Annotated in this window: 23 protein-coding genes, 1 tRNA gene and 1 pseudogene; 7 read left to right on the forward strand and 18 right to left on the reverse strand. The window is 64.1% G+C overall.

Going from position 1 to position 24,259, the window contains the following annotated elements:
- Positions 1-24: 24 nt before the first annotated feature.
- The 4 genes from C8J36_RS22340 to argH form a co-directional block, all read right to left on the reverse strand.
- Positions 25-2,712: a TIGR02302 family protein gene (locus C8J36_RS22340; RefSeq protein WP_132537558.1), complete on the reverse strand. Its 2,688-nt coding sequence runs from the start codon at positions 2,710-2,712 to the stop codon at positions 25-27.
- Between the two features lie 328 nt (positions 2,713-3,040).
- Positions 3,041-4,315 (reverse strand): diaminopimelate decarboxylase, encoded by a 1,275-nt coding sequence (gene lysA / locus C8J36_RS22345; RefSeq protein ID WP_062595670.1) that lies wholly within the window; start codon positions 4,313-4,315, stop codon positions 3,041-3,043.
- Positions 4,316-4,337: 22 nt separating this feature from the next.
- Positions 4,338-4,694, reverse strand: coding sequence for a lipoprotein (locus tag C8J36_RS22350; RefSeq protein ID WP_062595669.1), 357 nt, complete (start codon positions 4,692-4,694; stop codon positions 4,338-4,340).
- A gap of 127 nt (positions 4,695-4,821) precedes the next feature.
- A complete protein-coding gene (gene argH, locus C8J36_RS22355) occupies positions 4,822-6,225 on the reverse strand; it encodes an argininosuccinate lyase (protein ID WP_132537512.1) in 1,404 nt (467 codons plus the stop codon).
- A 44-nt stretch (positions 6,226-6,269) separates the two neighbouring features.
- Between argH and C8J36_RS22360 the strand changes: the two genes are divergently transcribed.
- Positions 6,270-6,950: a TlpA disulfide reductase family protein gene (locus C8J36_RS22360; RefSeq protein WP_132537513.1), complete on the forward strand. Its 681-nt coding sequence runs from the start codon at positions 6,270-6,272 to the stop codon at positions 6,948-6,950.
- A gap of 244 nt (positions 6,951-7,194) precedes the next feature.
- Here the strand turns inward: C8J36_RS22360 and C8J36_RS25740 are convergent.
- The 8 genes and pseudogenes from C8J36_RS25740 to C8J36_RS22395 all read right to left on the reverse strand — a co-directional run.
- Positions 7,195-8,277, reverse strand: a pseudogene (locus C8J36_RS25740) (sulfatase-like hydrolase/transferase); the annotation flags it as partial.
- Between the two features lie 77 nt (positions 8,278-8,354).
- The gene (locus tag C8J36_RS22365) at positions 8,355-9,227 is read right to left on the reverse strand and encodes a 3-hydroxybutyryl-CoA dehydrogenase (RefSeq protein WP_132537514.1); all 873 of its coding nucleotides are present in this window, start codon (positions 9,225-9,227) and stop codon (positions 8,355-8,357) included.
- A 280-nt stretch (positions 9,228-9,507) separates the two neighbouring features.
- Positions 9,508-10,437 (reverse strand): electron transfer flavoprotein subunit alpha/FixB family protein, encoded by a 930-nt coding sequence (locus C8J36_RS22370; RefSeq protein WP_132537515.1) that lies wholly within the window; start codon positions 10,435-10,437, stop codon positions 9,508-9,510.
- 153 nt (positions 10,438-10,590) lie between these two features.
- Positions 10,591-11,340, reverse strand: coding sequence for an electron transfer flavoprotein subunit beta/FixA family protein (locus C8J36_RS22375; protein WP_132537516.1), 750 nt, complete (start codon positions 11,338-11,340; stop codon positions 10,591-10,593).
- 337 nt (positions 11,341-11,677) lie between these two features.
- Entirely contained in the window at positions 11,678-12,484 is an 807-nt protein-coding gene (locus C8J36_RS22380) for a rhomboid family intramembrane serine protease (RefSeq protein WP_132537517.1), read from the reverse strand.
- Between the two features lie 38 nt (positions 12,485-12,522).
- Positions 12,523-13,101 carry a cob(I)yrinic acid a,c-diamide adenosyltransferase gene (locus C8J36_RS22385; protein ID WP_132537518.1) on the reverse strand — a complete coding sequence of 193 codons (579 nt, stop codon included), beginning with the start codon at positions 13,099-13,101 and terminating at the stop codon, positions 12,523-12,525.
- Position 13,102: 1 nt separating this feature from the next.
- A complete protein-coding gene (locus tag C8J36_RS22390) occupies positions 13,103-13,300 on the reverse strand; it encodes a twin transmembrane helix small protein (protein ID WP_062474808.1) in 198 nt (65 codons plus the stop codon).
- A 52-nt stretch (positions 13,301-13,352) separates the two neighbouring features.
- On the reverse strand, positions 13,353-14,201 hold the full coding sequence (locus C8J36_RS22395; RefSeq protein ID WP_132537519.1) for an SDR family oxidoreductase: 849 nt from the start codon (positions 14,199-14,201) through the stop codon (positions 13,353-13,355).
- A 209-nt stretch (positions 14,202-14,410) separates the two neighbouring features.
- Between C8J36_RS22395 and C8J36_RS22400 the strand changes: the two genes are divergently transcribed.
- A complete protein-coding gene (locus C8J36_RS22400; RefSeq protein ID WP_132537520.1) occupies positions 14,411-15,379 on the forward strand; it encodes a YihY/virulence factor BrkB family protein in 969 nt (322 codons plus the stop codon).
- On the opposite strand, the gene gluQRS is transcribed toward C8J36_RS22400, so the two are convergent.
- Positions 15,347-16,267 carry a tRNA glutamyl-Q(34) synthetase GluQRS gene (gene gluQRS / locus C8J36_RS22405; protein WP_207897596.1) on the reverse strand — a complete coding sequence of 307 codons (921 nt, stop codon included), beginning with the start codon at positions 16,265-16,267 and terminating at the stop codon, positions 15,347-15,349. The genes C8J36_RS22400 and gluQRS overlap by 33 nt on opposite strands.
- A gap of 55 nt (positions 16,268-16,322) precedes the next feature.
- On the opposite strand from gluQRS, the gene C8J36_RS22410 reads away from it, so the two are divergent.
- Both C8J36_RS22410 and C8J36_RS22415 read left to right on the forward strand, forming a co-directional pair.
- Positions 16,323-16,967 (forward strand): DNA-3-methyladenine glycosylase, encoded by a 645-nt coding sequence (locus C8J36_RS22410; protein ID WP_132537522.1) that lies wholly within the window; start codon positions 16,323-16,325, stop codon positions 16,965-16,967.
- Between the two features lie 135 nt (positions 16,968-17,102).
- Entirely contained in the window at positions 17,103-17,660 is a 558-nt protein-coding gene (locus C8J36_RS22415) for an HNH endonuclease (protein WP_062474798.1), read from the forward strand.
- A 65-nt stretch (positions 17,661-17,725) separates the two neighbouring features.
- On the opposite strand, the gene C8J36_RS22420 is transcribed toward C8J36_RS22415, so the two are convergent.
- Positions 17,726-18,241 (reverse strand): disulfide bond formation protein B, encoded by a 516-nt coding sequence (locus tag C8J36_RS22420; RefSeq protein WP_245506704.1) that lies wholly within the window; start codon positions 18,239-18,241, stop codon positions 17,726-17,728.
- 141 nt (positions 18,242-18,382) lie between these two features.
- On the reverse strand, positions 18,383-18,994 hold the full coding sequence (locus C8J36_RS22425; protein ID WP_062595660.1) for a YqaA family protein: 612 nt from the start codon (positions 18,992-18,994) through the stop codon (positions 18,383-18,385).
- Positions 18,995-19,344: 350 nt separating this feature from the next.
- On the opposite strand from C8J36_RS22425, the gene C8J36_RS22430 reads away from it, so the two are divergent.
- Positions 19,345-19,429 (forward strand) — tRNA-Leu (locus tag C8J36_RS22430).
- A gap of 203 nt (positions 19,430-19,632) precedes the next feature.
- Here C8J36_RS22430 and C8J36_RS22435 read toward each other — a convergent pair.
- Both C8J36_RS22435 and kdsA read right to left on the reverse strand, forming a co-directional pair.
- A complete protein-coding gene (locus tag C8J36_RS22435) occupies positions 19,633-20,628 on the reverse strand; it encodes a KpsF/GutQ family sugar-phosphate isomerase (RefSeq protein ID WP_062595659.1) in 996 nt (331 codons plus the stop codon).
- A 54-nt stretch (positions 20,629-20,682) separates the two neighbouring features.
- Positions 20,683-21,528 carry a 3-deoxy-8-phosphooctulonate synthase gene (gene kdsA / locus C8J36_RS22440; RefSeq protein WP_132537523.1) on the reverse strand — a complete coding sequence of 282 codons (846 nt, stop codon included), beginning with the start codon at positions 21,526-21,528 and terminating at the stop codon, positions 20,683-20,685.
- Positions 21,529-21,873: 345 nt separating this feature from the next.
- On the opposite strand from kdsA, the gene C8J36_RS22445 reads away from it, so the two are divergent.
- Together C8J36_RS22445 and C8J36_RS22450 are read left to right on the forward strand one after the other, a co-directional pair.
- Entirely contained in the window at positions 21,874-22,170 is a 297-nt protein-coding gene (locus tag C8J36_RS22445) for a hypothetical protein (protein ID WP_132537524.1), read from the forward strand.
- A gap of 34 nt (positions 22,171-22,204) precedes the next feature.
- A protein-coding gene (locus tag C8J36_RS22450) for an IS5 family transposase (RefSeq protein ID WP_132537525.1) occupies positions 22,205-22,959 on the forward strand; the annotation gives its coding sequence in 2 pieces (ribosomal slippage) (positions 22,205-22,538 and positions 22,538-22,959; 756 coding nt in all).
- A gap of 136 nt (positions 22,960-23,095) precedes the next feature.
- On the opposite strand, the gene C8J36_RS22455 is transcribed toward C8J36_RS22450, so the two are convergent.
- Positions 23,096-23,866, reverse strand: coding sequence for an ABC transporter permease (locus tag C8J36_RS22455; protein WP_132537526.1), 771 nt, complete (start codon positions 23,864-23,866; stop codon positions 23,096-23,098).
- Positions 23,867-24,259: the final 393 nt, after the last annotated feature.

Consider the following 24,259-nt stretch of genomic DNA (forward strand, 5'->3'; position numbering starts at 1 on the left):
TGAGGGGCGGACCCGGCTGCGACCTCACCGGATATCCAGCAATCGCTCCAGATACTGCCGCTCCACCTCCGGCGAGACGTTGTTGCCGAGGCGGCGGCGGATTTCGTCGAGGATTTCGCGGGCGCGCTGGGTGTCGATCTCGTCGGGAACCTTCACCTGGTCGCCGAAGTCGGGGCCGGGGTTCTGCTGGCGGCGGCCGAGGGGGTCACGGCCGTTCTGGCCGTATTGCGGCACGCCCTGGCCCGGACCCTGTCCCTGGCCTTGACCCTGGCTCATCTGGTTCATCATGTCCTGCGCGCCTTCGCGAAGCGCTTGCAGGGCGCGGCCCTGGCTGCCGACGGCCTGTTCGCCCTGGCCCTGGCCGAGCTGTCCCGACGCGCCCTTCATCTCGCGGCCGGCCTGGCCGAAGCCCTTACCGGGCTTGATGCCCATGCCCTCGAGACCCTTCTGCAGCTCGCCGAGCTGCTTTTCCAGTGCCTGCTGCTGGCCTTGCAGATCCTTCAACGCCTGACGCAGCTGTTCCTCGGTCATCTGATCGGTCTGATCGCCGCCCTGCTGCTGTTCGCCCTGCTGTTGCTGCTGGTCCTGCTGCTGGTTCTGGTCCTGCTGCTGGTTCTGGTCACCGGGCTGCTGCTCGAACAGGTTCTGATCCATCATCGGATCGCCCATCTGCATGCGGTTGCGCAGGGCCTGATCGTGCTTGAAGGTCTGCTCCATCAGCCGCTGCTGCTCCTGCATCAGCGCGCCGAGCTTGTCCATCTGCTGGCGCATCTCGCTGTTGTCCTGGCCCTGCTGCATGTCCTGCGGCGTACGGCCGGCCTGGAGATTGTTCATCATGCGTTGCATTTCCGACAGCATCTGGCGGGCCTGATCCTTCGAGCCGGACTTGGCGAGGTTCTCGATCTGGTCCATCATCTTGTCCAGATCCTTGCTGCTCAGCATGTTCTCCCTGTTGGGTCGCGCGGCCATTTGCGGGTTCTTCATCGCCTGTTCGGCGAGAGCCTGCATGAATTGCTTCATCGCCTCGCGCAGTTCCTGCATGGCCTTGGCGATCTCCTCGTCCGAGGCATTGCGTTCCAGCGCATCCGACAGCTTCTGCTGGGCTTCGCGCAGATTGCGCTCGGCCAGCGACAGATTGCCGTCCTCGATGCCGAGGGCGACCTCCCAGAGATAGTCGGCGGTGCCGCGCATCATCTCTTCGTTGCGCGCAAGCTCCATGCGGCCCTTGGCGGATTGCAGCAGGAGAAAGTGGGTGAGGTTGGGGATGTTGTCTTCCGGGCGGATGTTCAGCGCGTCGTTGAGCTCGATCGCGCGGGGCAGATCCCGGCTGTTCAGCGCCATGACCTGACGCTCCTCGGCGACCGCGCCGGCGAGCGGCTGGTAGAAGCGGCGGGCGGGCAGGATGATCTCCTGCGACGCGCTGCGCCCTTCCTGGCCGGCGGCATCGCGCGCGACCAGCGTGATGCGGACGCGCTTGCCGGCAAGCGGATGTTCCGACAGGTTGCGGCTGGCCGTCGCCTTGGCATCCTTGGCATTGCGGCGCGGCAGGTCGAGCCGGTATTCGGGCGCGGGATAGAGCGGCGTCGCCTCGACGGGCGGTGCCTCTGCCGGCACGATCTCTGCGAAGGCTTCGCTCAGGCCATAATCGTCCTTGGCGATGAAGGGGATTTCCAGCGCGGCATTGACGGTGGCGCGCGGTGCGCCGTCGAAGGCGATGTCCGGCACGGCATCGGGAATGACGGCGAACTGCCATGTCTGACCGCCGACCGTCAGCGTGCCGTCGCGGGTGATCTTGTAGAGGTGGGTGCTGTTGCCTGGAGGCGTCGGGGTCTCGGCGCCCGCAGGCGTGTCCTGGACAGCAGCGGGCGGCGGGACGGGGGCTGCATTGCCGGCCTGATCCTGTCCGGCCGCGCCGACCTCCTGCGGCTTTTGCGGCGGGATCGGCATGGCCGCGCTCGCACCCTTGTCGAGGAAGGTCACGGCCGTGTCGGTTACTGTCGCGCCACGCGTCACCCGAACGGTCACGTCGCTGAATTGCGGGATGCGGAGCACGCTCGCCTCGGCGCTCTCGGCACCTGCCGCCGGCTGGTCCTGCCGGCCGGTGAGGAAGACCGGCGCGCGGCCGGTATAGGCGGGCGGCGTCACCCAGGCATCGATGCGCACATCCGGCGGGGCCACGATGTTTTCGGGAAGGCGGAACGCGTCCGACACCATCCCGGCGCGGTTGGAATAGGAATAGGCGAAGGCGACGGCCACGAGCAGCACCGGCAACGCGCGCAGGCCGAAGCCGTCATGGCGGGCGATATCGGGTCGCGGCAGGCCGGTTTCGAGCGCGCCGATCATCCGGGCCATGCGGCTCTGGTGCTCGCGCCAGAGCGCCTCGCCGAAGGCGCCGCCGGTGGCCGGCCTGTCGTCCTGCACGCCGATGGCCTGGTGCGGCAGGGCATTGCGCTCCTCGAGCAGGCGATCGGCCTCATGCGCATCGGGCAGGCGGATGCGGAAGACCGGCACGAGGGACGCCATGAAAGCGAGCGCGAAGATGAGCAGTAGGCCGGCGTGACCCAGCGGCGGCACGGCGCGGAAAAGGCCGAACCAGGCGGCCGACAGAAACAGGAATGCGACGCCAAGGGGAAAGAGCGCGCGCGGCGCGAGGCGCTCGGCCACGAGAACGGCGCGGGCGAAGCCGCGCTTGCGGGCGAGCGTGCGGGCCATGCCCGTCTGCTTGATACCCGTCTGCCTTTGGCCCTTATGGGTCTGGCCGGTATGACTCTGGCCCGTGCGCGCCGTGCCGGATTCGCCGTCCTTGCCTGCCGGTCGTGTCTGCCGCCGGAATTCTGCCATCCGCACCGTCCTACTTCTGCTCAGGCCCCGCCGCCAGGCGAATCCCGCGCCCGCTCGAAGCCTGTTTGGCCGGGAGGATACCATTGTTTGTGGCGAAGACGAGGGCGAGAACGCAATCGTGAACGTGGCGTTCTGCGCGGACATCGCGTGCCTGCGTTTTCCGCAGGGCCTGGCCGATCCGGGCTGGGCCCGACAAAGGTCAGTCTTCCGAGAGCCAGTCGGGCAGGCTGTCGAGGCCGATCAGGTCCTCGATCGTGGTGCGGGGGCGCACGACATGGAAGCGGTTGCCCTTGACCAGAACCTCCGGCACCAGAAGCCGCGAATTATAGGTGCCCGCCTGGACCGCGCCATAGGCGCCGGCCGTGCTGACGGCGAAGAGATCGCCCGGGCGCGGCATGGCCATTTCGCGGTCGAGCGCCAGATAGTCGCCGGTCTCGCAGACCGGGCCGACCACGTCTGCCGTGATGCGCGGTGCGTTGGCGGCGGAGATGCGCACCGGGCGGATCTCGTGATAGGCCTCGTAGAGCGTCGGGCGGATGAGGTCGTTCATCGCGGCGTCGACGATGACGAAGGTCTTCGACCCGCCATCCTTCACATAGATCGTTTCCGTCACCAGAATGCCGGCATTGCCGACGATCAGGCGGCCGGGCTCCATGACGATGCGGCAGCCGAGGCCGGCCAGCTGTTCCTTGACGATCGCCGCATAGGCATCCGGCAGAGGCGGGGGATTGTTGTCTTCCTTGTAGGGCACGCCGAGACCGCCGCCGACATCGACGTGATCGATGACATGGCCGTCGGCGCGCAGCGCGTCCACCAGATCGCGCAGCACCTTGAAGGCGTCTTCGAACGGCTGCAGCTCGGTGATCTGGCTGCCGATATGCATGTCGATGCCGGTCACCTTGATGCCGGGCAGCGTCGCGGCATGGGCATAGACGGCGCGGGCGCGCTCGAAGCCGATGCCGAACTTGTTTTCCTTCTTGCCGGTCGAGATCTTGGCATGGGTCTTCGCATCCACATCCGGATTGATGCGGAAGGACACATGCGCCTGGCGATTGAGGCGGACGGCGCGGGCGTTGAGAACTTCGAGCTCAGGCTCGGATTCGACGTTGAAGCAGTAGATGCCGGCGGCCAGTGCCAGATCCATCTCGCCGGCCGTCTTGCCGACGCCGGAAAACATGATGCGCTCCGCCGGGATGCCGGCGGCGAGCGCGCGGGCGAGTTCGCCGCCGGAGACGACGTCGATGCCGGCGCCGAGACGGCCGAGCGTCTTCAGCACGGCCTGGTTGGAATTCGCCTTCATGGCATAGCAGACCAGCGCGTCCACGCCCTCGAAGGCCTTGGCGAAAACGGCATAGTGCCGCTCCAGGGTCGCGGTGGAATAGCAATAGAACGGCGTGCCGACGGCGCGGGCGATGTCGGTGACCGGCACGTCTTCCGCATGCAGAACGCCGTCGCGATATTCGAAGTGATTCACGGAATGGACCTTGGGTGGGCTGTCAGAGCAGCGGGTCGAGAAGGAAGGGGCGCTCGGGGACGTCGTCCTGTTTGCCGGTGCGGCCGCTGCGGGCCGCCCTGTTGTCCGAGCCGGGGACGGTGTTCATCTGCGTCACGGACGTCGTCTGGGCCGATGCATTGCCGGCGACGGCAGCACTTGCCGGTGCAGCGCCGCTGGCGGGGCTGACGAAGCCGGACGGGAGAGCCGAGGGCGCCCGTGTCGTGTTTGCGGCATCTTTCGCAGCTTGCGCGCGCGCAACGCTCGGGCGCTCGAGATCGCCCTTGCGGCCGCAGCCGGAGGCCGTCAGCACCGTTGCCGTCAGAAGCAGCGCCGTCAGGGCGGCAGTCCGAAATGTCATCGTCGCGGGTCCTTTGCGAGGGCAGGCGGTTCCTCTTAGCTGTTTTTCAAGGACCGCGCACGTTCGAATTGCTGATGGATCGCCCGGGAAAAATGATGGGTTTCCCCGAAGGCGAGACGGAACGGCCTCAGTTGCGCGCGCGCCACCAGGCGATCTGGCGGCGGACTTCGGCAGGCGCAGTGCCGCCGAACGAGGTGCGGCTGGCCACGGAGGCCTCGACCGTCAGCACGTCGAAGACATTGTCCGTGATCGCCGCGTGGATGGCCTGCAGGTCTTCGAGGCTGAGTTCGCCGAGATCGCAGCCCTTGGCCTCGGCCAGCGCCACGGCGCGGCCGGTCACGTGGTGGGCATCGCGGAAGGGGAGGCCGGCTTCGCGGACCAGCCAGTCGGCCAGGTCCGTTGCGGTGGAGAAGCCGGAACCGGCCGCCTTTTTCATGCGGTCGATATTGATGGTCATGTCGCGCACCATGCCGGTCATGGCGGCAAGGCCAAGCTCCAGGCTTTCGGCGCTGTCGAAGACCTGTTCCTTGTCTTCCTGCATGTCCTTGGAATAGGCGAGCGGCAGGCCCTTCATGATGGTGAGCAGCGCGATCAGCGAGCCGTTGATGCGGCCGGTCTTGGCGCGCACCAGTTCGGCGGCATCCGGGTTCTTCTTCTGCGGCATGATGGAGGAGCCGGTGGAGAAGGCATCCGACAGGCGGACGAAGCCGAATTGCGGCGTCGACCAGATGACGATCTCCTCGGCCAAGCGCGACAGATGCGTGGCCGAAATCGCCGCGATCGACAGGAATTCCAGCGCGAAATCGCGATCGGAGACGGTGTCGATGGAATTGCGCGTCGGGCCGGAGAAACCGAGCGCCTTCGCCGTCATGTGCCGGTCGATCGGGAAGCCGGTGCCGGCGAGAGCCGCCGCGCCGATCGGGCTTTCGTCCATATGCTCGATGGCATGCCGCACGCGGGCGCGGTCGCGGCCGAACATTTCGACATAGGCCATGCAGTGATGGCCGAAGGTGACCGGCTGCGCCGTCTGCAGATGGGTGAAGCCGGGCATGACCGTGTCGGCATGTTCCTCGGCGCGTTCAAGAAAGGCGGCGATCAGGCGCGTGAGCGCGGTCTCGACTTTCTGCAGCTCTTCCTTCACCCAAAGGCGGAAGTCGAGCGCGACCTGATCGTTGCGCGAGCGCGCCGTGTGCAGGCGGCCGGCTGCGGGGCCGATCAGCGTCGCCAGGCGCGATTCGACGTTCATGTGAATGTCTTCGAGGCGTCGGGAGAATTCGAAAGTCCCCGCCTCGATCTCCGACAGGATGGTGTCGAGACCGCCGAGAATGGCATCCTTGTCGGCGCCGGAAATGATCCCCTGATGGGCGAGCATCTCGGCATGAACCTTCGAGCCGCGGATATCCTGCGCATAGAGCTTCTTGTCGAAGCCGATGGAGGCGTTTATCTCCTCCATGATGGCATCGGGTCCGGACGCGAAACGGCCGCCCCACATCTGGTTGGAGTTCTTCGTTTCGGAAGCGCCGTCGGCCATCGCAATTTCCGTTCCTCAAAAAGGTACAAGTCTTGAAAACCGACATGACAGATCCGGGAAAACCCCGCTCCGCCCTGCGGCTCGTGGCGCTGGCAGCCCTTCTGGGCCTGATCGCCGGTGCGGCTGCGGTATACGTCAGGCAAAGCGGGTCTGGCAATGCTCCGGAGATCGCTTCGCAAGGGGATGCAGGGCAATGCGCGGCCGCATCGGGCAAGATCGCGGGCCTGACGCCGCTGATGAAGGGGCAGGTGGCCGCGATGGCGCCGGCCGACCGGCCGCGGCCTCTGGACGGGCTGACCTTTAAGGACGATACGGGCAAGGATCTGACGCTGGCCGATTTCAAGGGCCGCACCGTGCTCCTCAACCTGTGGGCCACCTGGTGCGTGCCCTGCCGCGAGGAAATGCCGGCGCTCGACCGGCTGGAGACGGCGGAGGGAAGCGACCGCTTCGAGGTCGTCGCGGTCAATATCGACACCGGCAGCGACGAGAAGCCGAAAACCTTCCTGTCGGAAACCGGCGTGACGGCGCTGAAACCCTACCGGGATGCGTCCATGGGCGTGTTCAATGCCCTGAAGAAGGAGGGCCTTGCCTTCGGCCTGCCGGTCACGGTGCTGATCGACGACAAGGGCTGCCTGCTCTCGGCCATGAACGGGCCGGCGGCCTGGGATGGCGAGGAGGGGCGGGCGCTGGTGCGCGCGGCGGCGTCAGCGGGCGCCGGCTCCTGAGGCTTTCCAGCCGGTACCAGTCCACGAGGCCGGGCTTGAAATGGCGCCGGGCGGCGCGCTCCCAGAGGGGCGTCTGGTGGTCGCCGACGATGAGGATATCGGTCGGCGGCAGATCCGGGTCCTGCGCGATGGCGGCCACCGAACGGAACAGGTCGCTCCACAGGTTCGTCAGTTCGCACACCGTCCGGTTGTCGATCGCCGGTGCCGCACTGCCGCAGTCCAGCCGGTCGATGGCGGAGGGCTCGTAGGGAATGTGCGTGTTCAGCGTCAGGACGTAGACGAACTTCCGCCTGTCCGGGTCGGCCTTGAGCGCGGCATCCGCGACATTTACGATTTCCGTGTCGCAGAGCCCCTTGAAGACGTTGCCGCAGCGCGCGGGCGTCGGGCTCGGGACCTCTGCCGCCAGGTCCTCCAGGAAGGTGCTCCGCTCGAAGCCGATCTGCGGGTACCAGTGGTGCCGGAAGAACATGTCGCGGGAGTAGCCGTGAAACGACAGGGTGCTCATTCCCGCCTCGCTCAGGCGGCGCGGCAGGCAGTCGAACGTCCGATCGCCCATGAAATCGACCCAGCTGCCCCAGCGGCCGCAGAGTTCGCGCGCGGCGGCGCCGGTGGTGGAGCCGGAATAGCGGGAGGTGCCGCTCGTCAACCGGTAGCGGCCTCCGCGCGTCACGTCCTGCAGGATATCGGCGAGGAGGCTGCGCTCCTGCGGGTCTGCGAAGGCGCCGAGACCCTCGACCATGACGAACAGCATGTTACGCCCGGACGCCGCGATCCTGTCCGCCGTCAGGTCGTTCTGGACAATGGCGCTGTCGAACGCCGGCGCCGCGCCCGAGAACGGGCGGTTGACGCCGGTATCGAGCGCGATGACCGCGAGAGCGGCAAAGGCCACGGCCGTCGGCGAGGCGCGCGGCGCATCCGGCCTGAAGCGGTTGAAGAGCCAGGCCGCGGTCAAGGCCGTTGCGATCATGGCCAGGATGAAAGCGACATAGACGCTGGAGGCGGCGACGTCGATGGTCGCGAGAAATGCCAGCGTGTCGATGGCGTCGCCGACCGGCAGGTTGAAGGCCAGCATGACGACGAGAGCCCCGTCGAGGAGCGCGGCCAGAAGAAAGACCGGGTAGGCGGCCCATGCCGGCAGGAAATAGGCGGCGGCTGCGGCAAGAAGGTAGAACAGCGGCGAGATGGTCCGGACCGCGACATAGAACGGCATGGCGAGCAGGAAGAGGATGTTGGGGACGAGGACCAGCGCGCCGATCAGCCGAATGGTCGCGCGGCGCGAGGACGCCATGCCGAGGGGTGGGTTGCCGCCGGCGGCATATGCAATCATGAGAGCTCCGCGCCTCAAAAGAAGCGAACTCACAATTGCATTCACTATTCCTAATCGTCAAGATGACGATGGATGATTTATCGTGTGGGAACCGGCACTTCGCCGCGATAGTCGTAGAAGCCGCGACCGGACTTTCGGCCGAGCCAGCCGGCCTCGACATATTTGACGAGAAGCGGGCAGGGGCGGTACTTGCTGTCGGCGAGGCCGTCATGAAGCACCTGCATGATCGACAGGCAGGTGTCGAGGCCGATGAAGTCGGCCAGCTGCAGCGGTCCCATCGGGTGGTTCGCGCCGAGCTTCATCGCGGTGTCGATGGCATCGACCGTGCCGACGCCTTCATAAAGCGTGTAGATCGCCTCGTTGATCATCGGCAGCAGGATGCGGTTGACGATGAAGGCCGGAAAGTCCTCGGCCACCGTGATGGTCTTGTCGAGGGCGGTGACGAACTGGCGGGCCGAGGCGAAGGTGCCTTCCTCGGTGGCAATGCCGCGCACCAGCTCGACGAGCTTCATGACCGGAACCGGGTTCATGAAGTGGATGCCCATGAAACGCTCCGGGCGGTCCGTGGCGGAGGCAAGGCGCGTGATCGACAGGGAGGACGTGTTGGTCGCCAGAATGGCGTCGGGTTTGAGCACCGGACAGACGGCGACGTAGATCTGGCGCTTGACGGATTCGTCCTCGGTCGCCGCCTCGATCACGAGGTCGGCGGGCGACAGGTCCGTGAGGTCGGAGGAGCCCTTGATCAGCGTCAGCGCCTTCTTGCGCTCGTCTTCGGTCAGTTTGCCCGAGGAGACCTGGCGGGCCATGTTGCCGTTGATCGTGGCAAGGCCGGCCTCGATGCGATCGGGCGCGATGTCGTAGAGGTGCACCTTGTACCCTGCCATCGCGGCGACCTGCGCAATACCGCAGCCCATTTGTCCCGCACCGACGATTCCGACATTCTTGATCATCAAGCCGTTGTTCCCCAATCGCAGCCGACGTTCAGGACCGCCACAGCGCTGCGCGTCCCCATGTGACGCACCCAGCTTTCCTGTAGCGCTTCATGCCCGATGCATCATGTCGCCCCCGAAAACCGTTTCGGTGTCGGGACCGATGCCGTCAAGGCCTGTTTCAAAGTGATAAAGGCTGGCGGCGGGTTTTGCCAGTGCTTTCCGTCGCTCTCTGCGCGTCTTCGAAAGTAAAAAAGGCCGCATCGGGGGATGCGGCCGTTCACATGTCGGTGTGTCGGGATCACAGCGCCTTTTCGAGTTCCGGCAGAAGCGTGAAGATGTCGCCCACGAGGCCATAATCGGCGACCTGGAAGATCGGGGCGTCCTCGTCCTTGTTGATGGCGACGATGACCTTGGAGTCCTTCATGCCGGCAAGATGCTGGATGGCGCCGGAAATGCCGCAGGCGATGTAGAGCTGCGGGGCGACGACCTTGCCGGTCTGGCCGACCTGCCAGTCGTTGGGCGCGTAGCCCGCATCTACCGCGGCGCGCGATGCGCCGACGGCGGCACCGAGCTTGTCGGCGAGCGGCAGGATCACTTCCTGGAATTTTTCCGCCGAGCCGAGCGCGCGGCCGCCGGAGACGATGATCTTCGCGGAGGTCAGTTCCGGACGGTCGGAGGAGGACAAGGCGTCGTTGACGAAGGTGGAAAGGCCGGGATCGGCAGCCGCCGACACGGTCTCGACCGCGGCCGAGCCGCCGGTGGCAACCGGGGCGAAGGTCGAGGTGCGAACGGTGATGACCTTCTTCGCGTCGCCCGACTGGACGGTCTGGATGGCGTTGCCGGCATAGATCGGGCGCTTGAACGTGTCGGCCGAGACGACCTCGGTGATTTCCGAGATCTGGGCGACGTCGAGCAGGGCTGCGACGCGCGGCATGACGTTCTTGCCGACGGAGGTGGCCGGCGCGATCAGCACGTCGTAGCTGTCGGCGAGCGACACCAGGAGCGCTGCCAGCGGCTCGGCGAGGTTGTTGGCGAGGCCTGCATCGTTGGCGAGCAGGACCTTGGACACGCCGGACAGCGTCGCGGCACCTGCCGCCGCGGCATCCGCCCCGGCGCCTGCGACCAGAACATGGATGTCGCCGCCGATGGCGGTTGCGGCGCTGACGGTGCGGGCGGTGGCGTCGGAAACGGTCTGACCGTCATGATCCGCCAGAAGAAGAATGGCCATGTCGTTTGTTCTCCTCGAAATCTCGATCTGTCTGTCGCTGCCGCACCGTCCGGTCGTATCGACGGGGTCCCGGCAGCATATCACGTGCAGAAACTCTGGATACCGGTGCGCCGCTGCCCTTTCGGGCCTGCGGCGAACCTTCGCGTCCGGGGCTTACAGCACGCCGGCTTCGTTCTTCAGCTTGTCCACCAGCTCGGCGACCGAGCCGACCTTGATGCCTGCCTTGCGGCCGGCGGGCTCCTCGGTCTTCAGCACGGTCAGGCGCGGTGTCGTATCGACGCCGAAATCGGCCGGGGTCTTCTTGTCGAGCGGCTTCTTCTTGGCCTTCATGATGTTGGGCAGCGAGGCGTAGCGCGGCTCGTTGAGACGCAAATCGGTGGTGACGACCGCGGGGAGCTTGATGTCGATCGTCTGCAGGCCGCCATCGACCTCGCGGGTGACGGTCGCCTTGTCGGCACCGAGTTCGACCTTGGAGGCGAACGTGCCCTGGCTCCAGCCGAGCAGCGCCGACAGCATCTGACCCGTCTGGTTGCTGTCGTCGTCGATCGCCTGCTTGCCGACGATGACCAGCGACGGCTGTTCGGCCTCCACGACGCCCTTGAGGATCTTGGCGACGGCCAGCGGCTCGACGGCGGCATCGGTCTCGACCAGGATGGCGCGGTCCGCGCCCATGGCGAGGCCGGTGCGTAGCGTTTCCTCGGCCTTGGCCGGGCCGATCGACACGACGACCACTTCCGTTGCCTTGCCCGCTTCCTTCAGCCGCAGGGCCTCTTCCACGGAGATTTCGTCGAAGGGGTTCATCGACATCTTCACATTGGCAAGCTCGACGCCGGAACCGTCCGGCTTGACGCGGATCTTGACGTTGTAGTCAACGACGCGCTTCACGGTGACTAGAATTTTCATGGAGCCTTCCTTCATCGAATCTCGGCAGTGAATCTCAGCGGTGGGGCCGGGCTTGAAGGCCCCGGCGAGGATCTGGCGTGCTGCCAGTGTCAGCACGTGTGTTTTCCGTTTGGCGCCTGTCGACGCCGATCTCGAGCCGAAAGATTTCGGGCGTGTGCTTATGGAATCGCATATTCCCTGGCCGCCCCGTCAGTCGATTGGCGACATCGATACGCGTTTTTTCCACAAATACAATTCTTGCCTGAACGTGCCTCCCGGTCACGCCGCGTAGATTACTAACCTTTACGTGCACGTCAATACGGCGGACGAAAATTCTCGGCGTCTTTCGCCGTCCGGCTCACGGGTGCGTGCCCCACGGACCGGCGCGGCCCTGCGAGGGCGCGATGTCGCGCGGGTCCGTTTCCGCAGAGCGCACGGTGTTCGGCTCCACCAGGCGAACGGCCTTCGGCACGACCACGACCCTGTCGAACAGCGGCACGCCCTTGCGGCGCATGACGAGGACGAGAAGCAGGCCGGCGATGATGCCGCCGACATGGGCACCCCAGGAGACATCGGCCGAGGGATCGACCGCCAGCATGTAGAACTGCTGGGCGATCCAGAGGGCGAGCGGAATGAAGGCCGGCAGGGGGAGCGGAATGCGGAAGAGGACGAGCACCCAGACGCGGACTCTGGGATGGAGCAGGAAATAGGCCGCGACCACGCCCGAAACGGCACCGGAGGCGCCGATCAGCGGCGCCTGCGAATAGGGCACGACGAGGCCGTGGACGAGCGCGCCCGCCGCCGCGCAGGCGAGGTAGAAGACGAGGAACCGCAGGTGCCCGAGCGCATCCTCGACATTGTCGCCGAACACCCAGAGGAACAGCATGTTGGTGCCGAGGTGATAGAGGTCGGCATGCAGGAAGGCGTAGGTGATGTGAGTCGCGCTTTCCGGCACGACGGCGATGCCGGGGGCGAGCGTCGCATCGCCGAAAATCAACGCGGGGATGTAGCCGAAGGAGAGCAGATCGGCATTGACGGTCGAGGCCTCGACGAACAGAGGGCCCGTGAGGAAGAAGATCACCACATTCGCCGCGATCAGCCCGATCGTGACGACCTGCAGGCGGATATGCTTCAGGTTATTGCGATCGTGAAGCGGTATGAACATGCGGTCTCCTTCCCGGCCTTACCGTGTAAGCCTTGGCTTTACCTTGTAAGACCGGGTATCCAGAGGACGTCGCCGCGGCCGCGATCGTTCAGCCAGCGGGCGGCGACGAAGAGGAAATCGGAGAGCCGGTTGACATATTCGAGCGCCGCCGGGCTGACCGTCTCGCCGGGCGTGTGGGACAGCGCGACCATGGAACGCTCCGCGCGGCGCGCGATGGTGCGGGCGAGGTGCAGGTGGGCTGCGGCCGGTGTGCCGCCATTCAGCACGAAGGAGCGCAGAGGCTCGAGGTCGGCATTCAGGCGGTCGATCTCGGTTTCCAGCCGCGCGACCTGGCCGGCGACGATGCGCAGCGGCTCGTAGGGCAGCGTTTCCCCGGTATCCGGCGTCGAGAGATCGGCGCCGAGGTCGAACAGGTCGTTCTGGACGCGTTTCAGCATCTCGTCGACCTCCGGTTCGCTCGCCGTGGTGAGCCGCGCCATGCCGATGGCGGCATTCGTCTCGTCGATCGTGCCGTAGCACTCGATCCGCAGGTCGTTCTTGAAGCGACGCGGGCCGGCGGCGAGGCCCGTCGTGCCGTCGTCACCCGTGCGGGTATAGATCTTGTTGAGCTTGACCATCTCAGCGTCCTCCGCCGGTGATCCAGAGCGTCAGCATGATCAGGCCGATGGCGACCGCCTGCAGCAGGACGCGGGCCTGCATCAGCTTGTTGGAGGCATTGCCGCTGCCGCCCTTGGCCATGTTGATCAGGCCACGCACCAGCACGATGACGACGAGGCCCATCACAAGGAGTGTGAGGCCGGTAAGGAAGGAACTCATGCGCAGTCTTTCTGACGGCCGCTCGCCGTCCCACCAGAGAGGATCCGGCCGCTCAGCCGAGACGCCCGATAATGCGATAGAACAGGGCCGCCGGAAGCAGTTTTTTCAACCGCGCGCCCTGTTTGGCCGGTTGAGTCACAATATAGTGCGGCTTCGGGCGTTTTGCCTTCAGAGCTTTCACAAGAACGGCATAAACGGCCTCCGGCCCCAATTTTCCCCTGGACGGGCCGCTTTCGCCGGTCAGCCGGCGCATCTGCCGTTCATATTCCGCGCGGTGGACCGAGCCTTCGAGATCGATATGGCGGCGGATATGCGTGACGGCCGTGGCGGTGAAACGTGATTCGATCGGGCCGGGCTCGATGAGGCTGACTTCGATGCCCGAGCCGGCAAGCTCCATGCGCAGGGTGAGCGACAGGCCCTCGATGGCGAACTTGGACGCGTTATAGGCGCCGCGCCAGCGGTAGGGCACGATGCCGAGAATGGAGGAGCACTGCACGATGCGGCCGTGGCCCTGCGCCCGCATGGCCGGGATGACCCGGCGGGTGAGATCGTGCCAGCCGATGACGTTGGTTTCGAGCTGCAGGCGCAGCGCCTCCGTCGGCAGGTCCTCGACCGCGCCTGCCTGCCCATAGGCGCCGTTGTTGAAAAGCGCATCCAGCCGCCCGCCGGTCCGCGCAAGGACCGCCTCGACCAGCGCCGCGATCGTCTCCGTGCGGGTATAATCCATGAGAAAGGTCTCGATGCCCTCGGCCTCGAGACCGACGCGATCCTCCTCCCGCCGCACGGTGGCGAAGACGCGCCAGCCATCGCGGGTGAGGGCCCTTGCGGCATAGGCGCCGATGCCGGAGGAACATCCCGTGACGATGATGGTCGGTCGATCCCGATGGGGGCTGTCGGTCATGAAGTCTCGTCGCTCTGGACTGCGTCTCTCGGCATTTCAGCCTGTGGACTTGGAGCGCTGGTTTCCCATATTCGACAGCAGGTGACAATGTGGCGGCGTCTGCGGCCCCAAACGTCGGCCGGGACGCGACTGGACGTGCATGAAACCAAATCGCGGCGCGCATCGTCTTTCGAGGGAGGGGACGTCGCGCCCTTGAAAGCGGAGACCGGATGCCGTTGTTCCTGCGTATGGCCTGGAAGGTCACATTCGATGCGCTGTGGCATTTCAGCGACGATGACGGCTGGGCGATGGCCAGCCACGTGGCCCTGTCGTCTCTGCTCGCGATCTTTCCGTTCCTGATCTTCGGCACCGCGCTCGGCAGCTTTCTCGGCGCCGACCAGTTCGCCACGACCGCCGTGCACCTGATCTTCGACACATGGCCGCCGTCGATCGCCAAGCCGATCGCCGACGAGATCGTCCAGGTGCTGACCACGCCGCGCGGCGGGCTGCTCACGGTCTCGGTGCTGGCGGCCGCCTATTTCGCCTCCAACGGCGTCGAGGCGCTGCGCATCTCGCTCAACCGGGCCTACCGGGTGGCCGAGAGCCGGCCCTGGTACGTGACGCGCATCGCCAGCCTCGGCTTCGTGCTGGCCGGGGTCGTCATCCTTGCCTTCGTCAGCCTGCTGCTCGTCGCCGTGCCGCTGGCGCTGCGCTACGCCGACCGCTGGCTGCCCTGGCTCGACGAGCTTCTGTCGATGGTCGACAATTGGGGCCTGGCGCTGGCTCTGCTGATCCTCACCGGGGGGCTGATCGTCTCGCACCTGTGGCTGCCGGACGGCCGGCGCAAGATCATGGACGTGCTGCCGGGCATCGTCATCACGCTCGTCGCGTGGACGATCGGTGCCGTCGGTTTCGCCTCCTACCTCTCGAACTTCGCCAACTACGTCTCGACCTATGCCGGTCTCGCCTCGATCATGATCGTGCTGGTCTTCCTCTATATGCTCGGCGCCATCTTCATCATCGGCGCGGAGATCAATGCGGCGATCATGAAGTACAAGGTCAAGCGCATGGTGATCCGCCATTTCCGCGGCATGCCGGTGGAGGAGACCGCCACGCGCGACATCGCCCTTCCGGAAGCGCCGTCGGACGAGGGAACCGTCGCGCCTTCAGAGGAGAAGCGCGCGGACATCGGCCGCTGAGAGGCCTCGGTCCTTGAGTGCCCGAAGGGCCGTATCGCGATGGCTTTTCGAGAGCTTGCGCCCATCCGGCCCGAGGACGAGACGATGGTGATGGTAGACCGGTTCCGGCAGCTCGAGCAGCGTCTGGAGCAGGCGGTGCACGGCGGTCGCCTGGAAGAGATCCTGCCCGCGCACGACATGCGTCACGCACTGCAAGGCATCGTCGACCGTGACCGAGAGGTGATAGCTGGAGGGTGCATCCGGCCGCGACAGGATGACGTCGCCCCAGGCTTCCGGCGCTGCGACGATGGCGCTTTGCGTGTCTCGCTTGTCCCCCGACCCCTGCTGCTGGCCGATGCCGGTTTCCTGCCAGGTGAGCGGCTGGCCGATGGCGCGACAGGCCTTCGCCATGTCGAGCCGCCAGGCATAGGGTCGCCCGGCGGCCGTCGCTGCGGCGACCGCATCCTTTCTCTGCCCCTCGCCCCAGCTTCGCTCCGGGCCGGGGTAGAGCAGTGCGCCGTCCGGATCGCGCGGCCATCTGCCCCCCGCCGCTTCGATCGCCGCGACATGGGCGCGGATCTCGCCGCGGGTGAGAAAGGCGGGATAGACGAGGCCGCGCGTCCTGAGGCGATCGAGCGCCTTGTCGTAATCTGGGAAATGCTCGGATTGTCGCCGCACCGGCTCTTCGAAGGGGATGCCGAGCCAGGCGAGATCCTCGAGAATCGCCTGCTCGAATGCGGGCTTGCACCGGGTGAGGTCGATATCTTCCATCCGCAGCAGGAGCCGCCCGCCGGTCTCCGCGGCAAAGCGCGCGTTCAGCATCGCCGAGAGCGCATGGCCGAGGTGAAGGAGGCCGTTGGGGCTCGGCGCGAAGCGATATACCGGGGGCTTTGACAGGCTGTGCGGCATGCCTTCTTCTGCCATCAAAGGGCCGCCGAACCAAGCCCGAGAGAGGTGCGCCGCCATGCGGATTTCAAGCGATCACGACGTTTGCCGGGGACTTGCGGCTCTCAGTGCTCTCGACCCCCGGCTCGCGCCCGTGATTGCAGCCGCGGGGCCCGTGCCGCTTCGGCGATCCGAACCCGGTTTTTCCGGGCTCGCCGCCATCATCGTGTCGCAGATGATCTCCAAGGCGAGTGCGGCCGCGATCTGGAACCGGCTCGTGCTGCGGCTGGGAACGGTGGATGCGCCGGCCTTCCTTTCGCTTGCCGAGGCGGAGTGCCGCGCGGTCGGCCTGTCGGGGGCGAAGATCAAGGCTCTGCGGGCAGCGGCGGCGGCCGTGGAGGCCGGGCTGCTCGATCTCGACGGGATCTGCGACCTGGAGCCGCAGGCCGCCATCGGGACGCTCGGCGCGCTGCCGGGGATCGGTCGCTGGACGGCCGAGGTCTACCTCGTCTTCTGCGCCGGCCATCCCGATGTGTTTCCCGGCGGTGACGTGGCGCTGCAAAGCGCCGTGGCTCACGCATTGTCTCTGGACGCCCGACCCTCGGCACGGGCGCTGGAGGGCCTCAGCCTCGCCTGGAGCCCGTGGCGCAGCGTCGCGGCCCGGCTGTTCTGGGCCTATTATGCCAGCAGCCTGCGACGGGATGCCGCACCGGTTCTGCCGTGATGCGGCGCGCGGGAATTCGGCCCGTAACCAACTGAAATGAATCTTTTGTTTCCACTTTCCTTTCGGCTTCACAATCCTGACGTAACGAGCCTAATATAGAAGTGCAGATGCCGAATCGATCAGGAGTCACTGGACTTGACGATTGCAGTCTCACCTCAGGCCTTGCCTGCGCTCGTGTTGAACGCGGACTACCGGCCTCTTAGCTATTACCCTTTGTCGCTCTGGTCCTGGCAGGACGCGATCAAGGCGGTCTTCCTTGACCGTGTGGTTATTCTGGCGGAATACGAACATCAGGTCTCCTCGCCCAGCTTCTCGATGAAACTGCCGAGCGTCGTCTGCCTGAAGAGCTATGTTCAGCCCTCGCGCCATCCGGCCTTCACCCGTTTCAACGTGTTTCTGCGGGATCGGTTCGAGTGCCAATATTGCGGCTCGCCGGATGACCTGACCTTCGACCATGTCATTCCGCGCTGCCATGGTGGGCAGACGACCTGGGAGAACGTGGTGGCCGCCTGCTCGCCCTGCAACCTGCGCAAGGGCGGCAAGATGCCCCGCAATGCCGGCATGTTCCCCCATCAGAAGCCGTATCACCCGACGGTGCAGGACCTGCACAATAACGGCCGGCTGTTTCCGCCGAACTTCCTGCACGAAAGCTGGATGGACTATCTCTACTGGGATGTCGAACTGCAGCCGTAAGGCTTGGCGTTGACGGATTGCCGATGGGTTTCGAGGGCGCCTGACGAGGGCGCCCTTTTTCGCTTCTACCGCGCTTTGACGGCGCCGCGGATGGCGATGGCCGCCAGCACCAGGCTCGCCAGCACGTTCCAGCCGGCAAACGACAGGCCGAGTACGCGCAGGGCCGCATCCGTGCAGGAGGGCCCATGCTTGCTGTCGAGGTCGCCGAGGAGGTCGCCGACATTGGCCGAGACGCCCTGCGCGGTGGTCGAGCAGTTCGCCGGGCCCGCCCAGAAGTGCCATTCGACACCCGCATGATAGACGCCGATGCCGGCACCGACCAGCATCATGATCGCGACGACCGCCAGCAACAGCCGCGGCAGCCAGGCCGGCATGGGGAAGGCGGCGCTGATGATGGCGAGCACGCCGACGGGAATGCCGTAATAATAGGGCTCGCGCTGCATGAGGCAGAGGGCGCAGGGGATATAGCCGCCGAGATGCTCGAAGCCGAGCGCGGTCCCGACCGTGACGATCATTCCCAGCGTGACGAGGACGGCGGCGAAAAGGGCAGGGGAGCGTTGAAGGGCGGGGGAGCGTTGGATGGCGGTCACGGTCTGTCAGGCTCCGGGAGGCGGGTTGGTTCTGCTGTTGCCGAAGGCCTTACAGCATATCGCCGGCGATCGAAATCTGTTTTGCACCCGTCGGCAAGCCGGCGAGGTGGCTCCATGTCTAGGCAGGCGCGGTCAGGGCGTGACGATTTCCGGATTGTGCAAGAAGAAGCGGTAGGCGATGAACAGCACGATCAGCAAAGCGGCGACGACCGCCGATATCAGGCCGAGACGCTTTTCGATGAAATGGCGGATCTCCTCGCCATAGCGGCGCAGCAGCCAGGCAAGCAGAAAGAAGCGCGCACCGCGCGCGACGATGGCGCAGACGATGAACAGGCCGAGATGGATGCCGGCGACGCCGGAGAGGATCGTGACGACCTTGATCGGCGGGAGATGCGCGAGGCCCGAGGTGACGAGCAACAGAACGAGCATCTCGTTGCTGAACGAGGCCCGCATCGTTTCGAACGCTTCGAGCTTGCCGTAGAATTCGAGGATGGGCCGCGCCAGGGCTTCGAAGGCATAGTGCCCGAGATACCAACCGGCAATGCCGCCGAGGACGGAGGCTACGGTCGCGACCGCCGCATAGCGCCAGGCGCGCTCGGGCCGCGCCAGCGCCATCGGCAGGAACAGCACATCGGCGGGCACCAGGAAGACGGAGCTTTCCACGAAGGCGATGACGGCGAGCCAGACTTCCGCCGACTTGCGTGCAGCGAGCGACATGGTCCAGTCATAAAGGCTGCGGAGCATCGGCAAATCCTCGGATCAGATGACAGACGGGGCGGGGCCCAAGCGGGAAGAGCAGGGGCCCAGACTTGGGGTGGACGGCTTGAGGCGGAGGACCCAAGCCCGACGGTGAAAAGAGACACGCCCCGAGAGGCATACCAGAGCTTCTATGCAGGAACGGGCCGCCTGTAAATCGCAACCGCACAACGGATGCTGCTCTGCACCATCGTTTCTCTGGACTTGCTTGGCCCGCGCGCCGAGACGACACCGTCCCGCCGCATGCCGCGCATGTCCATGCGATTGCTCCACGAACCCGCGAAATCCGGTTGACCAAGCCCCGTCCACCCGTATAAATCCCGATCCTGCCTCTCCGTGCCCCATTGGCGGAATTGGTAGACGCGCTCGACTCAAAATCGAGTTCCGAAAGGAGTGCTGGTTCGACTCCGGCATGGGGCACCAGAGGTGTTTTTCCTATCCTCCGTCGGCCGCTCTCTCATGGACGCTTCCAGGCTCTGTGGGCGCGGCCTGCATTGGCGCAAAATGCCGCGAACCCTCCCGAACAGGCCTTGTGAAGAGGCGCACTTCGCCTCCCGGTCGCGTTTCAGGACGATGTCGCGAGAACTGCGGCCTGGCTCAGCCTCAGCCGATAAGACTTTCGAGCCTCAGGCCACGCCGGCGCGCAGAAGGTCGTGGAAATGGACGATCCCGATCGGTCTCGTATCTTCGTCCACCACCAGCAATGCCGCGATCCCGTGCTTGCTGAGGATCGCCATGGCTGCCGTCGCCAGTGTCGCTTTTCCCACGGTCTTCGGATTGTGGGTCATGATCTCGTCGATGGTCATCAGTCCGAGACGACCGTCGAGATGACGGGCGATATCGCCATCCGTCATGACGCCGCACAGGCGTCCGTCATCGTCCACCACGCCGACGCAACCGAAGCGCTTGGCCGACAGCTCGTGGATCGCGTCCGGCATGGAGCAGCCTTTCGCCACGAGCGGCAGGTGATCGCCCGTGTGCATGAGATCGCTGACATGCGAGAGCATGGCGCCGAGCTTGCCACCGGGGTGGTATACCCGGAAATCCGTGGCCGAGAAGCCGCGCGCTTCGAGCAGCGCAACGGCAAGGGCGTCGCCCATGGCAAGCTGCATCAGCGTCGAGGTCGTGGGCGCCAGACCGTGCGGGCAGGCTTCCGTCGCCTTCGGCAGAAGCAGCACGATGTCGGCTCCGCGTGCCAATGCCGAATTTTCGCCCGATGTCAGGGCGATCAGCGGCACCGAAAAGCGGCGGGTGAAGGACACGATGCCCTGGAGTTCGGCCGTCTCGCCGCTCCAGGACAGCGCCAGCACAACGTCCGCCGCGGTGATCATGCCCAGATCGCCGTGATTGGCTTCGACAGGATGCACGAAAAAGGACGGCGTGCCGGTCGATGCCAGGCTGGCGGCAATCTTGCTGCCGATATGGCCGCTTTTGCCGATGCCGGTGATGATGACCCGGCCTTCGCTGTCGCCGATCAGCGCCGTTGCCTTGCGGAAGGCATCGCCCAAGCCATTGGCCATGGCTGATTCGAGAGCTTCCAGCCCCTGCTTTCCGAAGGAGAGTGTCCGCAGCGCGGAATCAATCACATCGTGTTCGACGAGTTGCAAAGCGCGTTTGATCATGCCGCGACTCCTTCCAATATCTTCGTGTCGAAGGTCCTTGGGACCAAATTGCGTCTAAGCCTTGGCGATGGCGTCGAAGGCGAGCAGTTTTTCGAGAAGCTGCGGCATATCCTTCAGATGCACCATGTTGGGGCCGTCGGACGGGGCATTGTCGGGATCCTCGTGCGTCTCGATGAAGACACCGGCGACGCCGACGGCGACGGCTGCGCGTGCGAGCGTCTCCACGAACTCGCGCTGGCCGCCCGACGATCCGCCTTGCCCGCCCGGCTGCTGCACCGAATGTGTCGCATCGAACACAACCGGCGACCCGAGCGATGCCATGATCGGCAGCGATCGCATGTCGGAGACGAGCGTGTTGTAGCCGAACGAGGCGCCGCGCTCGCACAGGAGCACGTTCGGATTGCCACTTTCGAGAAACTTGCTCTGGACGTTCTTCATGTCCCAGGGCGCCAGAAACTGGCCCTTCTTGACATTGATCGCAAGGCCTGTCTTTGCCGCCGCCACCAGCAGGTCCGTCTGGCGCGACAGGAAAGCCGGGATCTGCAGGATATCGACGGTCGGCGCGACGAGCGCGCACTGTTCTTCCGTGTGGATATCCGTCAGAACCGGGAAGCCATATTCCTTCTTGAGATCGGCGAAGATCTCCATTGCGGTCTCAAGCCCGATACCGCGCTTGCCGGACATCGACGTGCGGTTGGCTTTGTCGAAGGACGACTTGTAGACGAGGCCGAGGCCGAGCTTGGTGCAGAGCTCCACCATGGTGCCGGCGATCATAAACGCATGATCTCGGCTTTCCATCTGGCAGGGACCCGCGATCAGCGACAGCCGGCCGGCGTTGGAAAAGGTGACCTTGTGCGCACCTTTGCCGACGGACACTTCAGAATTGGGCGCGACGGCCATGTCATTCTTCCTTGAAATCGAACGGGATGCTTGTCCCGGAAAGCCCGGCGTATCGGCATCCGTCAAAAGGCTCCGCGCCCCCGGCGACCGAATGCTGCATCCCTAGCAAGGTGATGCGCAAGAAACAATGTTTGTGATGGCGGACTGATTTTCCGTGCGGGGATGTGGTCGGGGGGTGGGCGAAGAGTTTTGGGATGCCCCACGCTATGAATTTCGCGGCTCACGGTTCTTGAATCGCAGCGAGAGCAGTACGTCCACGAGAGCATGAATGGTCGCGCAGTGAGCGTTGCGACGCGAGCGTCGTTGCTCTATTCCTGCAGACTTGCTGCGTTACAGGACCAAGAGATGAATGATCACTTCAAAATAGAGGCCTTTCCCCCGTTGTTCGAGCGGTCTTCAAGAGATGAAGTCTGGGAACAACAGACGCGAAAGCAAGCAGAGTTCCTGAAAAAATTCAAAGGTGGGACACTGCTTGTCGGCGACTCACTCGCGAAATTCTGGCCGAAGACGCTGCAGCAAGAACGGTTTGGTCGATCATTTATCAATCTAGGGGTGCCCGGTGACCGTGTCGAGAACATCCTCTGGCGTTTGGACGCGCACAACATCAAAGATCTAGGCTCAGGACCTATTAATCTGATTTGAGATGCGATTCACAGTCTCCATTGAGGAGGCCGTGATGAGTGATTTGTTTTTGCTGAGCGAGCGTCAGATGTCTCGGATCTCGCCGTTCTTTCCCTTGGCGCATGGTGTGCCGCGGGTCGATGACCGGCGGGTGGTGAGCTGGATCGTCTATGTGATCCGCAACGGGCTGCAGTGGAAGGATGCGCCGAAGGACTACGGCCCGCACAAGACACTCTACAATCACTTCATCCGTTGGAGTCGGCTCAGCGTGTTCAACCGGATCTTTGCGGCTTTGGCGGGCGAAAATCCCAAGCCCGAGCGCATCATGATCGACGCGACACACCTGAAGGCCCACCGCACGGCGGCGAGCCTGCTTAAAAAGGGGATGTTCCCCGACGTATCGGACGCACCAAGGGCGGCCTGAACTCCAAGCTCCACACCGACTGCGACGACAAAGGCCGTCCCGTCGTCATGCTGCTATCGGAAGGTCAGATGCGTGACCACAAAGGCGCCCGTCTCGTGCTGAACGCCCTCCCGCCAGCCAACGTCCTTATCGCCGATCGCGGCTACGACAGCACCTGGTTCCGGCAGGCGCTCGTCACCAAGGGCATCGAACCCTGCATTCCGGCGAGCCGAAGCCGGAACATTCCTTATCTCTACGACAAGGTACTCTATCGCCAGCGCCACAAGGTCGACAACCTCTTCGCCAAGCTCAAGGACTGGCGACGCATCGCTACACGATACGACCGATGCGCCCACACTTTCTTCTCAGCCATCTGCATCGCCGCAACCGTCATCTTCTGGATTTGAAACAATGAGTCCTGAGCCTAGAAGTCGAGTATACGGCATAGCATGCGCTCCCTATCCGAGCATAATACTGTCTTGTTGTCAAAATTGAAGTTTACATGGAAAGTTGTCTTCCAAGCTACGCGATCATCCCCTAAATTCAACGGCCTCTCAAAACCTTTCGCGAAGAGGTGAAGACGATCAAACCTAAAAATAGTGCTATCGAAGCGCACACGAACAAATAAAATGGATCGTATCCGATTGCACGATACTCTGGATAAAAACCCTTCCGAAAAGACATGATCACATGTGCCACCGGATTAATGAGAATGATATCCCTCATCTGAGAGGGAAGAGAGTCCGGTAGGTAAAAGACAGCTGACAACATGAAGAGAGGGCGACTTAAAATACCGAATACTTTTTCATATAAGGGGTATTTTTGAAACCAGACGACATTTGCGAAAGCAATTCCTAACGCGAGCATGCTTCCAGCGAGCACGCTCTCGACGAGCGGCCCCCAATTGATTTGGGCAGGGTGATTGAGAGCTGCAAGTATTGGCAACAGGACAGCAAAACTGACCACAACATTGGTGCCGAGCTGAAGAATGTGCCGTGCGATAACAGTATCGATCGGCGCTACATTGGGATAAGCGAGAAGAGCTCGATTGCTTGCAACAGCGCCGGTTATATAACCGGCTGCCGACTGGTAGAACTGATATCCCAGATATCCGGTCGCGAAGAACAGAATGAAACTGGTACCAAGCGGCGGTGTTCGAGCAATTCCCATGAAAATGAATGACATGAACGTGATGTGCGCGACGGGATCGAGGACAGCCCAGGCATAGCCGCCAGGTTTGCTACCAAATCTGGTCGACATCTCTCGGATCACGAGGGCTGCCACAACTCTGTAGTGTGATTCTACGATATTCAACGAGTGAGCTCTTCCGTTACTGCCGTCCATAAACTCCGGACGCAGAGCCGGACATAACCTTTAAATCTGGTCGATATCAAGATGCCAGAAGTCTGCAAGCTTTTCACGACCGTCGCGGGTACCGACGGATCTGGCAATGATTGTTAGACGCGACAGGCGTCGTTTCACATTCAGAGCCTGAGCCGTGACTGACCCACGAGCCCTGACGCTATCCGTGCCATTCGCCTCGGACTGATCTTGCCGCATCTGCCTTCATTCTAGCGGTCAATTACGGCGCTTGGCTCAATATGTGGAGCCAGTCGCAATAATCAGACTATTTCGGTGAAGTGTCGATCTGATCTTTATAGGACAGAAAGGAGGTGCGGTCATTTTGCCAAACCGATCGGCGCTCCG

This window comes from Rhizobium sp. PP-F2F-G48 (assembly GCF_004342335.1).
GTDB lineage: Bacteria > Pseudomonadota > Alphaproteobacteria > Rhizobiales > Rhizobiaceae > Ferranicluibacter.

Excerpts from the sequence above, each read along its gene's own strand:
- C8J36_RS22340 (WP_132537558.1), bottom strand. The coding sequence starts at position 2,712 with ATGGCCCGCACGCTCGCCCGCAAGCGCGGCTTCGCCCGCGCCGTTCTC.
- C8J36_RS22350 (WP_062595669.1), bottom strand. The coding sequence starts at position 4,694 with ATGACATTTCGGACTGCCGCCCTGACGGCGCTGCTTCTGACGGCAACG.
- argH (WP_132537512.1), bottom strand. The coding sequence starts at position 6,225 with ATGGCCGACGGCGCTTCCGAAACGAAGAACTCCAACCAGATGTGGGGC.
- C8J36_RS22360 (WP_132537513.1), top strand. The coding sequence starts at position 6,270 with ATGACAGATCCGGGAAAACCCCGCTCCGCCCTGCGGCTCGTGGCGCTG.
- C8J36_RS22365 (WP_132537514.1), bottom strand. The coding sequence starts at position 9,227 with ATGATCAAGAATGTCGGAATCGTCGGTGCGGGACAAATGGGCTGCGGT.
- C8J36_RS22370 (WP_132537515.1), bottom strand. The coding sequence starts at position 10,437 with ATGGCCATTCTTCTTCTGGCGGATCATGACGGTCAGACCGTTTCCGAC.
- C8J36_RS22375 (WP_132537516.1), bottom strand. The coding sequence starts at position 11,340 with ATGAAAATTCTAGTCACCGTGAAGCGCGTCGTTGACTACAACGTCAAG.
- C8J36_RS22380 (WP_132537517.1), bottom strand. The coding sequence starts at position 12,484 with ATGTTCATACCGCTTCACGATCGCAATAACCTGAAGCATATCCGCCTG.
- C8J36_RS22385 (WP_132537518.1), bottom strand. The coding sequence starts at position 13,101 with ATGGTCAAGCTCAACAAGATCTATACCCGCACGGGTGACGACGGCACG.
- C8J36_RS22390 (WP_062474808.1), bottom strand. The coding sequence starts at position 13,300 with ATGAGTTCCTTCCTTACCGGCCTCACACTCCTTGTGATGGGCCTCGTC.
- C8J36_RS22395 (WP_132537519.1), bottom strand. The coding sequence starts at position 14,201 with ATGACCGACAGCCCCCATCGGGATCGACCGACCATCATCGTCACGGGA.
- C8J36_RS22400 (WP_132537520.1), top strand. The coding sequence starts at position 14,411 with ATGCCGTTGTTCCTGCGTATGGCCTGGAAGGTCACATTCGATGCGCTG.
- gluQRS (WP_207897596.1), bottom strand. The coding sequence starts at position 16,267 with ATGCCGCACAGCCTGTCAAAGCCCCCGGTATATCGCTTCGCGCCGAGC.
- C8J36_RS22410 (WP_132537522.1), top strand. The coding sequence starts at position 16,323 with ATGCGGATTTCAAGCGATCACGACGTTTGCCGGGGACTTGCGGCTCTC.
- C8J36_RS22425 (WP_062595660.1), bottom strand. The coding sequence starts at position 18,994 with ATGCTCCGCAGCCTTTATGACTGGACCATGTCGCTCGCTGCACGCAAG.
- C8J36_RS22435 (WP_062595659.1), bottom strand. The coding sequence starts at position 20,628 with ATGATCAAACGCGCTTTGCAACTCGTCGAACACGATGTGATTGATTCC.
- kdsA (WP_132537523.1), bottom strand. The coding sequence starts at position 21,528 with ATGGCCGTCGCGCCCAATTCTGAAGTGTCCGTCGGCAAAGGTGCGCAC.
- C8J36_RS22445 (WP_132537524.1), top strand. The coding sequence starts at position 21,874 with ATGAATGATCACTTCAAAATAGAGGCCTTTCCCCCGTTGTTCGAGCGG.